Source organism: Snodgrassella sp. ESL0304, assembly GCF_013344995.1.
Lineage (GTDB): Bacteria > Pseudomonadota > Gammaproteobacteria > Burkholderiales > Neisseriaceae > Snodgrassella > Snodgrassella alvi.
Window position 1 is genome coordinate 87,281 of record NZ_JAAEDR010000011.1, and the last position, 11,655, is coordinate 98,935.

General features: G+C 42.2%; 12 protein-coding genes. 5 read left to right on the forward strand and 7 right to left on the reverse strand.

Going from position 1 to position 11,655, the window contains the following annotated elements:
- Positions 1–31: 31 nt before the first annotated feature.
- Positions 32–595 (forward strand): hypothetical protein, encoded by a 564-nt coding sequence (locus GYX91_RS02945; RefSeq protein ID WP_084551824.1) that lies wholly within the window; start codon positions 32–34, stop codon positions 593–595.
- Here GYX91_RS02945 and GYX91_RS02950 read toward each other — a convergent pair whose 3' ends face one another.
- A complete protein-coding gene (locus GYX91_RS02950; RefSeq protein WP_078475087.1) occupies positions 596–1,144 on the reverse strand; it encodes a TetR/AcrR family transcriptional regulator in 549 nt (182 codons plus the stop codon).
- Positions 1,145–1,269: 125 nt separating this feature from the next.
- Here GYX91_RS02950 and GYX91_RS02955 point away from each other — a divergent pair, with 125 nt between their 5' ends.
- Complete coding sequence (locus GYX91_RS02955; protein WP_078475086.1) at positions 1,270–1,806, forward strand: HPP family protein; 537 nt, start codon at positions 1,270–1,272, stop codon at positions 1,804–1,806.
- Between the two features lie 266 nt (positions 1,807–2,072).
- On the opposite strand, the gene GYX91_RS02960 is transcribed toward GYX91_RS02955, so the two are convergent.
- Positions 2,073–3,140: a saccharopine dehydrogenase gene (locus tag GYX91_RS02960; RefSeq protein WP_174829908.1), complete on the reverse strand. Its 1,068-nt coding sequence runs from the start codon at positions 3,138–3,140 to the stop codon at positions 2,073–2,075.
- Positions 3,141–3,224: 84 nt separating this feature from the next.
- On the opposite strand from GYX91_RS02960, the gene GYX91_RS02965 reads away from it, so the two are divergent.
- Positions 3,225–3,797: a TetR/AcrR family transcriptional regulator gene (locus GYX91_RS02965; protein ID WP_174829909.1), complete on the forward strand. Its 573-nt coding sequence runs from the start codon at positions 3,225–3,227 to the stop codon at positions 3,795–3,797.
- Between the two features lie 204 nt (positions 3,798–4,001).
- On the opposite strand, the gene glp is transcribed toward GYX91_RS02965, so the two are convergent.
- From glp to GYX91_RS02985, 4 genes are read right to left on the reverse strand one after another with little or no spacing between them, the layout of a single operon-like run.
- Entirely contained in the window at positions 4,002–5,192 is a 1,191-nt protein-coding gene (glp, locus tag GYX91_RS02970) for a gephyrin-like molybdotransferase Glp (protein WP_174829910.1), read from the reverse strand.
- Positions 5,189–5,800, reverse strand: a complete 612-nt coding sequence (locus tag GYX91_RS02975; protein WP_174829911.1) for a molybdenum cofactor guanylyltransferase — start codon at positions 5,798–5,800, stop codon at positions 5,189–5,191. The genes glp and GYX91_RS02975 overlap by 4 nt, the downstream gene beginning before the upstream one ends.
- Positions 5,791–6,252, reverse strand: a complete 462-nt coding sequence (locus GYX91_RS02980) for a molybdenum cofactor biosynthesis protein MoaE (RefSeq protein WP_174829912.1) — start codon at positions 6,250–6,252, stop codon at positions 5,791–5,793. The genes GYX91_RS02975 and GYX91_RS02980 overlap by 10 nt, the downstream gene beginning before the upstream one ends.
- Position 6,253: 1 nt before the next feature.
- On the reverse strand, positions 6,254–6,502 hold the full coding sequence (locus tag GYX91_RS02985) for a MoaD/ThiS family protein (protein ID WP_174829913.1): 249 nt from the start codon (positions 6,500–6,502) through the stop codon (positions 6,254–6,256).
- A gap of 186 nt (positions 6,503–6,688) precedes the next feature.
- On the opposite strand from GYX91_RS02985, the gene moaA reads away from it, so the two are divergent.
- A complete protein-coding gene (moaA, locus tag GYX91_RS02990; RefSeq protein ID WP_078475080.1) occupies positions 6,689–7,663 on the forward strand; it encodes a GTP 3',8-cyclase MoaA in 975 nt (324 codons plus the stop codon).
- 71 nt (positions 7,664–7,734) lie between these two features.
- Here moaA and GYX91_RS02995 read toward each other — a convergent pair whose 3' ends face one another.
- Positions 7,735–9,378 (reverse strand): lactate permease LctP family transporter, encoded by a 1,644-nt coding sequence (locus GYX91_RS02995; RefSeq protein ID WP_078475079.1) that lies wholly within the window; start codon positions 9,376–9,378, stop codon positions 7,735–7,737.
- Positions 9,379–10,039: 661 nt separating this feature from the next.
- On the opposite strand from GYX91_RS02995, the gene GYX91_RS03000 reads away from it, so the two are divergent.
- On the forward strand, positions 10,040–11,617 hold the full coding sequence (locus GYX91_RS03000) for an inorganic phosphate transporter (RefSeq protein ID WP_084587202.1): 1,578 nt from the start codon (positions 10,040–10,042) through the stop codon (positions 11,615–11,617).
- The last annotated feature ends 38 nt before the right edge of the window (positions 11,618–11,655 follow it).

Consider the following 11,655-nt stretch of genomic DNA (forward strand, 5'->3'; position numbering starts at 1 on the left):
GAAAATCTGATCTAACAGATGGATAATAAAGATGAAAAAAGCGGAGAAGTTTTTTTCCAGAGTAATTGGTCCTTTAATTATCGTATTGGGGATAATCTGTTTAGCTGAAAGTAAAAGCAATCACCAGCACTATTATCTTCCTTTGCAAAATAAAGCTAAATATCTTTTATCATTAAATTGTGCACCAAATCAATGTACTACACAGGGGAGAATGATATATAACCATTCGGAAAATATATCCGCTAAATCCATCAGTACACCAATTTATCATTTTCGCTATTATTTCCGGATAGCAGATAAAACCTATATTAATGATGATTTGCGTGTTTTTAGTGAAGGTTTTGGTTTTACCAAAACCGGACTGCGCTATTTTCCTGCAGGAGGCCTGAACTCAGCTGAATTTTTTTCAGAAGAAATCATTTTTGACCCGGCTAATCCAAATATAAATTTACCCGCGACATATGCAAAAGTTCTTCATGAGATTCCCAGCCCTTATGGCTTTTTTGAAGGTTTTTTTATTATTATAGGGGGAATTATTCTTACTCTAATCAGCTATTGGAATAAAATTTTTTTAAAAAACAGGCTTGATAAATAATTAAAGAAGTATTTCTGATACCCAATTAAAACTATTTTTTATTATTTCATCGTAAAGTAATTTATTATCTTTATAAATAAGACTGATATTACTCAGACCTTCTAATATAACCATTAATTGATTGGTTATTGCCTCATTTTGTGGGTTTTGCCGGAGTTTATCGCGGATTAAATTTCGAATAAATTCTTTATGCTCCATAACCAGCTCTTTTATTGCATTGTCGTTATGGATTTCTTCTCTTGCTCTGACAAATAAGCAGCCATTAAAATTGTCTTGATTATACCAGTCTAAATGCCATTTAAGTATCTGAATAATGGACTGTTGCTGGTCAAGATCAGCTATTGCTTCGGTAAGTTCTTGTTTAAATCGCAAGTCTCTTAGTTTTAAAACTTCAAAGATTAAATTGTCTTTGTTGCCAAAATGTTTATATAGCGTTGTTTTAGAGCAACCTGACTGGTCTCTTATTTCATCGACTCCTACATTGCCAAAACCCTTTTGATAAAAGAGTTGTTCTGCTGTATCAGCAATTAATCTGTATGTTTTTTTCATTTATTATCCAAAGTGTTTGATAAGTGGACAGATCTGTACTATTATAAAAATGAACAGATTTGTTCACTTTTGGTGCTGGCACTAATTGCTAACACTCAAGCTAATCTTATAGGATATAAAGAATAATGAAACCATTTTTTTTCGGCAAGGAGAAACTGCCACCAAAGCCAACAAATAGTGAATTATTGCAAAGTCTGACCGGTGGTTTCGTGGCTATATTTTTTCTGATCTGGTTTAGTCAGGTCACCGGCTATACTTTAATAATGGCGCCATTTGGAGCAAGTTGTGTGATCTTGTTTGCTGTATCTCAGTCACCACTTGCGCAGCCAAGAAATGTTATTCTGGGACATTTAATTTCAGCTTTTTGCGGGTTACTGTTTTTAAAGCTATTCGGTCATGATGTCATTATTATTGCTTTGGCTGTAGGCATAGCAATTATCGCTATGCAATATTTTCGGGCAGTGCATCCACCAGCCGGTGCTAATCCATTAGTTATTTTATTAACAGCAGATAAAATAGATTATGATTTTACTTTTTTGTTGTTTCCAGTGCTATCCGGGTCAGTAATATTGGTAGTAATTGCTTATTTAGTTAATAATCTTTTTAATCAAACGCATTGGCCTGTCTATTGGCTGGCACTCTTTAAAGAAAAGGAAAAATAATAATAAACCTATCATGCTGTTATCAGTAAATTGAAAAAACTGTGTGATACTTTTTGGGCGCAGAAAATTGGTCAGAAGGGTAGGTAATCCGGTGTATATCAGCTTATGATAAGCTCGTACTATCTGCTGAATCAGTTGTTAAAAAAATCTTAGTTGAAATGATTTATTAATCATTTCATGTGCTGATTAATAAATCATAATCTTTTGTTTAATTAAAATATTTCAGAATTTATTGTCTGAAGACTTCGATAAACTTCAGATAAATATTAGTCGAAATCGATTTTCACGCCTTCTTTTTTAAGTATATTAGTTGCAATATTCATATCCGGCAGTGTTTCGCCGAAGTAAACCCGATTAGATAATTGCTGAGTGAATATCGAATGTATCTGATTAAATGCACCAATAGCGGTGAGATGAGACTGACCTTTAGGATCTGTAATGGATAAGATGGATTGAATTGGCCGGTTGGTCGAATCTGTACCTGTGATATTGATTAAAATACGGTGCTCATCACCTTTACCCGGATTGTATAGCAGTTTCTGGCGAAATGTTTTAAAACGTTGCGTTGAGATTAAACGCCAGAAGCCGCTATGAATTAATACATAGAAAAGGCGGTTGGTTATATTGCTGTTAAAACCAATTCGTGTGGATACTGATCTGGCTTGGGTCAACATTGGCAAGGTTAACTGATCAGGTGTATCAAAGCGATAAACCCGAAAACGTTTTTTATCTGTAAAGCTGACCAGCCTGCTGTCTGAAAATGGCATACAGCTTTGAGTGTGTCCCTCGGTGATGACTTCAAAAGGAATCAGCATTCTATCCATATAATCTACAGAATTGATTCCCGCGTTATCTTGCATAGAATAGAGAATATTAATATCTATGCTGTTTATCTGCTTGAATTTAAGTGTGTGCCGGAGTATCAGACTGGCAGCTACACCAGCCATCCATGTGGAAGAAAATACTATGGGAGCATGCAACTGGTCGAATGTATGGGTATAGGTAATCGCTGTTTTTAATTTATCCGTCCAGCGAGTGATATCAAGATAGGCAATCTGATTTTTGATGGCAAAATGCAGTACGCGGTTATCGGGATCATTGGCCAGGGTTACGATTAATTGGGGCCGGATATTGTCTGGAAGCTGTGGTGCATTAATATTGAATTGTATTGCAGAAGCTTTGGATAAGGTACTGGCAAATGCCGTTGCAGTATGTATATTGCGCCCACTAATAATAATATGTACATCTGGATAATATTGATTTAACAGTGCCGCTACTTGTTTGCCTACTACGCCATAGCCACCGATTAATAATACTGACAGCTGATTGTTCATGCAGACTTTCTATTTTAGGTTGATTGACCTAAAATAATATACTAAATAATTTATTTTTGGTCAATTGACCTATTTATAAAAATCATGATGGCTAAATTATCTCCAAAAAAAGAACAAATACTGACTACTGCCGCGCGGTTGCTGGCGACACGGGGTGGGGTGAATTTCAGTATGCGGATAGTGGCAGATGAAATGGGAATACGGTTAAGTAATCTGCAATATTATTTTCCTACGCTGGAAAAACTTTTTAGCGCGCTGGTTGAAAATATGCTGCTACTGGTTGAGCGGAAAATAAATCTTGCGCTAAAAAGTGATGCTGAAACGATGAGTGTACTGATAGATATCATTTGCTCAGAGCTTGATGATGTTTACAATTGTCAGTTAATGTGGGAAATCTGGGCACTGTCTGAACGAACAACAGAAGCTCATCATGCTATTGATTTGTTTTATCAGGAATATTTAAAAAAAATAGCTTGTTTCGTCCAATCACAGAATACTTTACTCAATAATGATGAAATACAGCGACGCGCATTAATCATTGTTAGCTTGCTCGAAGGCGTATGGGTGGTCGCGGGTAAAAAACGCTCGGGCATTGAGTTGGATAAAATTAAGGCAGATTTACTGCATACGATTAATCTGATTGTCAGCAGCACCTGATCACGATGCGCAATATATTTATAAAAACAAATTGAGCAGTAATTTAAACCAAATATAGTCGGCCATTAGCAAATTGAAATTCTGCTCGGGTTATCAGATTATTTGGCTAATCAGATAATAAAATCAGAAAAATCCTGATTATATGAAAGCCGGAAAAAGCTCTCTTGCTTTTTCCGGCCTTATTTTTGCTAAATAATTTATTTTTTATATCGGATAAACTGTCAGCCACTGTCCTTGCTGAATATCAGTTTGTGCAGGAATATCGATTAATACCTGTGCATTCACGCAACCGGAAAGCATATGTGAACCCTGTTTATTTAATGGAATAACCTCCGGACCATTATTGGTAAAGCGCAAGGTTCCGCGCAGGAATTCGCGTCGTTTTTGCCGGTTCGGGGTTATGCTGAAAGCAGCTTTGGCCTGATAGCATTCGGGTAGTGCTTGCAGAATATGACGCCCGGCGGCTGTTTGCAGTGCCGGTAGTCCAAGCAGTTTGAAGGTAACAAAGCTGGCTACCGGATTGCCGGGCAGAAGCATGACGCGGCATTCACCGATACAGCCCCAGCCAAAGGGTTTACCCGGTTTTATCGCCAGTTTCCAGTGTTCTATACTGCCTAATTGTTGCAGTGCCGGTTTAACCAGATCACGATCACCTACAGAAGCACCACCGGAAATAATAATGCTGTGGCTGCTGGTGGCGGCTTTGGAAAGGGTTTCGGTGATGATATCGAGATTATCCGGCAGAATACCGCCGTCAATGATTTCAATAAATGTGTAAGTTTGAAGACAGGCCAGCAACATGGGGCGATTACTATCATATATCTGATGTTGCTGTAACTGGCTATTGCCGCTTACCAGTTCATCACCGGTGGTAAATACGCTTACACGCAGTTTTTGGTAAACCTGTAGTTCACTGAATCCCTGTGAGGCGGCCAGTCCGATTGCCTGAGCATTAAGTAATGCACCTTTTTCCAGTAAAGTTGCCCCTTGTTTCAGCTCTTCGCCCTGACGGCGAATATTTTCATTGGCAACGGGTGTGCTGGTGCAGCTGAGGGTGAGTCCTTCAACGCAGGTGTTCTCCTGCATAATTACTGCATCAGTATTTACCGGAATTCCGGCACCAGTGTAGATACGCATAGCCTGACCGTGTTGCAGGGTTAGCTGTCGTGTATCTCCTGCTGCGGCTGTATCGGTTAGTTGCCATTCAGAGCAATCGAGTCCGCATATCGCATAGCCATCCATAGCGCTGTTGTCGAATGCGGGAGAGTCTGTAGTAGCAATAATGCTTTGGGCGAGAATGCGCCCGGCAGCCTGATTAAGCGGTACGGTTTCAGTTTCGACTATGCGGCTTGCCTGTTGCAACAGGGCTTCCTGCCCTTGGTAAAAATCCATCATAAGGTTGTTTCTCCGCTGCGCATACTGGTAAACATTGCGCTGCTGTTATAGTTGGTAAACGGAATATTGTCAGCAAAGGTAACGATAGCATGCCGGTAAGGCAGAATGACGGAGCGGACACTGTGTTTGCCGGTACTGTTAAGCTGTTGCCGGATATGCTGTAAGTGACGACGCCGCATCTGACAAACGACAGGGTGCAGAGTGAAAGAATCTGCGGCGCAAACAATGTCAAGTTCAGGCTGGCCGGATAGTTTCTGATACAAACCGGCAATGATATCGGTGTTGAGTAATGGCAGGTCACACGGTACTATTTGCAGATATTCAATAGTTTCCGGTAAATGTTGTGCAGCACTGATGATACCGGCAAGTGGTCCCATCCCGCTATAGGCCGGCAGATCAGAATATACGGGATAGCCGTATTTTTCTATTCGGGCAATATCCCGGTTGGCACTGATAATAATGTGCTCGCTGCAGTGACCAAGCTGATGCAGAATATGTTCCAGCAATGGCTGACCATTTAATGTGAGCAGGGCTTTATTGGCACCACCTACACGGGTACCGAGTCCGCCGGCCAGAATAATCAGCCCGAGCTTTGTATTTATTCCCATGACTGTGTGCGCAGCCGGTCTGTATGTTTCATTTCTACCCAGTGCTGCTGACCATTGGCAAAACATTCTTTTTTCCAGAATGGTGCTTCGGTTTTGAGGTAGTCCATAATAAAATGATTGGCCTGATAAGCATGTTCGCGATGGCCGCTGGCAGTAAGTACCAGTACTATTTGTGCGCCTACTGGTAATTCACCCACACGATGAATGACGCAGGCGTAGGGTAAAGACCAGCGTTCGCCGGCACGGGTGATAATTTTGCTGATTTCATGCTCGGTTACTTCCGGCATATGAGTGAGATACAGATGACTCAGTGGTTGCTGCGGGTTATCGTTGCCGCGCACTTTACCAATAAAACTGACTACAGCTCCGCAATCCGGCGCATTTTTTTCAGCCAGTGCCAGTTCCTGACTGAGGTTGAAGTCTTCTGTCTGTATTTGTATGCGTGTCTGCATTTTAACCTCCGGTTACTGGTGGTAGCAGTGCGATGCTGTCTCCGTCTCTAATGGCTGTGTTGCCATGCTGAATAATATTATTTACAGCAATTTTATATACTTTTCCCTCGGCCAGTACCTCGGAGAACGGTATTCCGCGCTGCCGCAGATAGGCGAGCAGGGTATCGCTGTCATCAAAACTGCATGCAAGCTCTTCCTGTGCCATGCCCAGTTCTTCGGCAAATCGTGCCAGATAAATAACCGTAATCATGATAAAGACATAGTTAAACCAATAATCGGTTATTATGCCGTGTTTTTTCTTTTTGTGGCAGATAGCTGCTGCCAATGCTATTGGATTTAAGTAATAATTTAGGATAAAATGCCGTTCTTTTCTTAATCATTCCAATCATTTGCCTTATTCTGAAATTTTTTCTGATAACAGGCTTTTACCTATCTCATGCTGATTGACCGCTTCAACAGACGTATTGATTATTTACGAATTTCGGTAACGGATAAATGTGATTTGCGCTGTACTTATTGTATTCCGCAGGGATTCACAGAGTTTGAAAAACCGGTCAACTGGCTGTCGTTTGCTGAGATTGAGCGTGTTGCCGGCGCATTTGCCCGTATGGGCGTGTCACGTTTCCGTTTAACTGGCGGCGAACCGCTATTGCGCAAAAATCTGCCCGATCTGGTTGCACGGCTGGCGGCATTGCCCGGGGTTTCAGATTTGTCGTTAACCACCAATGGCACACAACTGGACAGGTTTGCTTATGATTTACGCAAAGCGGGACTAAACCGGCTGAATGTGAGTCTGGATTCACTGCGGCGTGAATGTGTACAGGAAATTTCCGGTAAGGATAGCTTTGATAAGGTAATAAATAGTCTTCAGACGGCACGCGATGCAGGCTTTGAGCAGATTAAAATTAATATGGTGCCGCTGCCGGGGGTTAATACCGGTGATATAGAGGATATGGTGGCGTTCTGTATTGCCAATGGCTTTATTCTGCGCCTGATTGAAGTAATGCCGATGGGTGTAAGCGCCCGCGGACTGGATTATTTTAATTTACTGGAACTGATTGAAAATCTGCGCCCGAAGTATCAGTTGCATGAAAGTAAACGTGTCTATGGCGGCGGGCCAGCTAAATACTGGGGAAGTGCGGATGGCCGATTTACTTTAGGATTGATTACACCACGTTCCCAGCATTTCTGTGCCACCTGTAACCGGGTACGTATGTCTGTTGATGGGACATTGTATTTGTGTCTGGGGCAGGAACAGAGTATGGCATTAAAACCTTTATTAATGGCAAATTGTTCTGATGCTCTGCTGGAGCAGGCAATTCAGCAGGCAGTGGATTTAAAACCGGAAAAACATGAATTCAATGAGAAACCGGATAAAATTGTGCGCATTATGGCCAAAACCGGTGGTTAGTATCCTGGTTATTGCTGTTACCGGAAACCAAAAGCCCGCTCAGGAGAGCGGGCTTTTGGTTTAGAAATAAATCAGAACAGGATGAGTGTCCACGGTAACAGATAAGTTTGTACGACGGTAAATAAGCCGGCGATTACACAGAAAAGCAGGCTATGACGTACGGTAAAGCGGAACAGATCTGATTCTTTACCGGCCAGGCCTACAGCAGCGCAGGCAATGGCAATAGACTGCGGTGAAATCATTTTACCGGTTACACCACCAACTGAGTTAACTGCTACAGCCAGTACAGGATCCATACCTACCTGCATAGCAGTATTAGCCTGCAGGGCGCCAAACAGAGCATTGGCAGATGTGTCTGAACCGGTGAGGAAAACGCCTACCCAGCCAAGGAATGGTGAGAAAAACGGAAATGCTTTGCCGGTATCAGCCAGTGCCAGAGCCAGAGTGGAGGAAAGACCGGAATAATTAACCACGTATGCAAAAGCCAGTACTAATCCGATAGACAGTACCGGATAGCGTAAGTCGTACAGAGTATGTTTGAATGTATCGACAGCCAGACGTGGTTTTATTTTTAATAGCAATATGGAAATAATGGCAGCCAGCAGTATGGATGTGCCCACTGCTCCTAACAGATTAAGTTTAAATTCGGCTGCGATAGGGGTGTTTTCCGTTACGATAGGTGCGGTTTTAATCACCAGATTATCAAGCCACGGCCATTGAATTTTAATCAGGCTGAATGAGTTAAACCATTCTTGCAGCGGTTTGATTGTCCAGACCGCAACACAAATGGTCAGAATAATGAAAGGCGACCAGGCCAGGGCAATTTGTTTGGCGCAGTATTCTGAAGTACTGCGTTGTTTTTCAGGCTGCTGCATGCCGCTGAACGTAAATATCTGTTTCGGCTGCCAGACCCGAAGAAACAGTGCCAGACACACCATACTAACCAGGGCAGATGTAACATCCGGCAATTCAGGCCCGACAAAATTGGCTGTGATGAACTGGGTAGCGGCAAAAGAAACACCGGAAACCAGTAAAGCAGGCCATGTCTGACGAATACCGCGCATCCCGTCCATGATGAATATCAGATAAAACGGAATAACGACAGACATCATAGGTAACTGCCGGCCGGCAAGCTGGCCGATATGAAATGGGTCAATACCTGATACTTGTCCGCCAACCAGAATCGGAATGCCCAGTGCGCCGAATGCTACTGGTGCAGTATCGGCAATCAGACACAGGCCGGCTGCATATAATGGTTTGAAACCAAGACCTACGAGTAGTGCTGCACTGATGGCAACAGGTGCACCAAATCCGGCTGCACCTTCCAGAAAAGAACCAAAGCAAAAACCAATCAGCAGCAATTGCAAACGCTGATCTTTAGTAATGGACAGAATAGATGAGCGAATGATGTCAAACTGCCCGCTTTTAACCGTAAGATTATAGAGAAAAACAGCGGTAATAATAATCCAGGCAATTGGCCACAGACCATAAAAGAAACCATACAAGGCTGAGGACAGGGCGAGAGCAACCGGCATTTTATATGCGGCAACAGCCACGATAATCGACAGAATCAGCGTAATGGCTCCGGCAACGTGGCCTTTCATGCGCAAAACAGTGAGTGCTGCAAAAAAAAATATAATTGGTAAAAGGGCTGCCAGCAATGTGAGATAAATGCTGTTACCTAATGCCGAGTAACTTTGTACCCATTGGTGCATATATTTCTCCTCAATGTATGAGTCTGTGTGTGATAAGTTGATTGGTATGTGCGTTTTTGAAAATGCTGAGTACTATTAATTTTTTAATGCTAACTAACACATGATGCCTTGCAGGCTGTTATTTTAAAAAAATAAAAATGTTAACGTCAATGTTTGTATATTATATTTTAATCTTTGTAATTAAAGCCGATGCGGCTGAATAAGTCTTTTTTCTGCTCAACCAGAAGATAAATTTTCAATGATAATATATTAATTATTTATTTTATTAGATTTTAGTATCTGAGAAAGCAGATTATTTTTAATTATGGGCTGGTTTGATCAGGTGATTTATAACTATATTGTTAATTTGATGTATGCTAGTGATAGCAGAGTTTAATTACTGTCTGTATACTGATACAGCAGAATAATAGATGTACAGTAATTGATTACTGTACGGCAAGAATAATATGAATGTTGTGCTGGCGCAGAAATGCAGCTGTTTGTATACCGATTGTCTTATATCAGCCAAATTTGGGTCATAAGGAGAATTCCGGCACTGGCAATAAAATTGTGTTTGTCACAAAGTTGTCATGTTGGTCTTTTACAATAAGTCAGGATAATTCCTAAAATTAGGGAGAAAGCTGTGTCTGCTTCGTCTGCGGCTTCGTCGTCTGGGGCAATTATGTCTGCATCTAGTAAAACCAGTAAAGTAAGTAAAATTTTATTCCTGCTGATACTAATGGGCGGTCTGGCCTATGCTGGCGTTTGTATTTATCATGATTTGCAGGGAATTCCCACTTCTTCATTGCTGGTATATGCCTTATTAACAGTGGCACTTCTGATTGCGCTGGCGTTTGAGTTTGTGAATGGTTTTCATGACACCGCTAATGCAGTGGCCAGTGTTATCTATACACGTTCGCTTAAACCTAATACTGCGGTAATCTGGTCCGGAACGTTCAATTTTCTCGGGGTAATGCTGTCTACCGGTGCCGTGGCTTATGGTGTGATTTCTTTACTGCCGGTGGAGCTGATTCTGCATATGGGCAGTGATGTTGGCTACGCGATGATTTTTGCTTTGCTCTCAGCAGCCATTATCTGGAATCTGAGCACATGGTGGCTCGGTTTACCGGCTTCCAGCTCGCATACCCTGATTGGTTCAATTATCGGTGTAGGGGTGGCTAATCAGCTGATGTCGGCACATCAGGGAACCAGTGGTGTAAGCTGGAATCAGGTAATTAATGTTGGTGAATCGTTATTATTTTCGCCGTTGCTCGGTTTTATTCTGGCTGCTTTGCTGTTGATTCTGTCTAAAAAATTGTTGCGTATCCCTGCTTTATATAAAGCACCGGAAAATGATATGCCACCACCCTGGCCGATTCGTCTGCTGCTGATTTTTACCTGTACTACAGTAAGTTTTGCTCATGGCTCAAATGACGGACAAAAGGGTATGGGTCTGATTATGCTGATTCTGATTGGTACCGTGCCCATGGCGTATGCTCTTAACCATACTGTACCCAAGGAAGAATGGGCAAAATTTTCAGCTCATTCAGTGGCTGCACAGAAAACCATCCATGATTTGCTGCCAGCGGGCTTCGTGTTGCAACAAGGTACAGATGTGCGGGCACAGGTAACGGCTTTAGTGGAAAATAAACAGGGTACGCCGGAACAACTGGACGCACTGGCACAGTTGGTAGAAATTGTGGCGCATGATGTGAGTAAAAGCGACAGTCTGCGTAATTTACCGCCTGAACAGGTAGGTAATATCCGCAACGATATGTATCTGGTGTCTGAATCAATGACCTTGTTGCAAAAAAATGCCCTGGTTCATCAATACAGTCTTAATCAGGTACAGATGGACAGTTTAAAGACATATCACACGTCAATTGATCATGCCACTAAGTATATTCCGGTTTGGGTAAAGGTACTGGTTGCACTGGCACTCGGACTGGGTACACTGGTTGGCTGGAAACGGATTGTGGTAACAGTGGGTGAAAAAATCGGCAAAACCCATTTGTCCTATGCACAGGGTGCTTCTGCGGAATTGGTAACGGCCGCGCTGATTTTTGCTGCTGATCGCTTTGGTCTGCCAGTAAGCACAACACATGTACTGACTTCCGGTATAGCCGGTACGATGGCTGCCAATAAAAGTGGCCTGCAAAAATCCACAATTCGTAATCTGGTGATGGCATGGGTGCTTACTCTGCCGGTTTCCATTCTGCTGGCCGGAGGCTTATTCTGGTTTTTTCGGATGATTTTCTGAGTATGTATTACTATTTGTGTTCTGAGTGGTTATAAACT

Coding starts and splice junctions, on each gene's coding strand:
- GYX91_RS02950 (WP_078475087.1), bottom strand. CDS start 1,144: ATGAAAAAAACATACAGATTAATTGCTGATACAGCAGAACAACTCTTT.
- GYX91_RS02975 (WP_174829911.1), bottom strand. CDS start 5,800: ATGGGAATAAATACAAAGCTCGGGCTGATTATTCTGGCCGGCGGACTC.
- glp (WP_174829910.1), bottom strand. CDS start 5,192: ATGATGGATTTTTACCAAGGGCAGGAAGCCCTGTTGCAACAGGCAAGC.
- GYX91_RS03000 (WP_084587202.1), top strand. CDS start 10,040: ATGTCTGCATCTAGTAAAACCAGTAAAGTAAGTAAAATTTTATTCCTG.
- GYX91_RS02995 (WP_078475079.1), bottom strand. CDS start 9,378: ATGCACCAATGGGTACAAAGTTACTCGGCATTAGGTAACAGCATTTAT.
- GYX91_RS02965 (WP_174829909.1), top strand. CDS start 3,225: ATGATGGCTAAATTATCTCCAAAAAAAGAACAAATACTGACTACTGCC.
- GYX91_RS02985 (WP_174829913.1), bottom strand. CDS start 6,502: ATGATTACGGTTATTTATCTGGCACGATTTGCCGAAGAACTGGGCATG.
- GYX91_RS02960 (WP_174829908.1), bottom strand. CDS start 3,140: ATGAACAATCAGCTGTCAGTATTATTAATCGGTGGCTATGGCGTAGTA.
- GYX91_RS02980 (WP_174829912.1), bottom strand. CDS start 6,252: ATGCAGACACGCATACAAATACAGACAGAAGACTTCAACCTCAGTCAG.
- moaA (WP_078475080.1), top strand. CDS start 6,689: ATGCTGATTGACCGCTTCAACAGACGTATTGATTATTTACGAATTTCG.
- GYX91_RS02945 (WP_084551824.1), top strand. CDS start 32: ATGAAAAAAGCGGAGAAGTTTTTTTCCAGAGTAATTGGTCCTTTAATT.
- GYX91_RS02955 (WP_078475086.1), top strand. CDS start 1,270: ATGAAACCATTTTTTTTCGGCAAGGAGAAACTGCCACCAAAGCCAACA.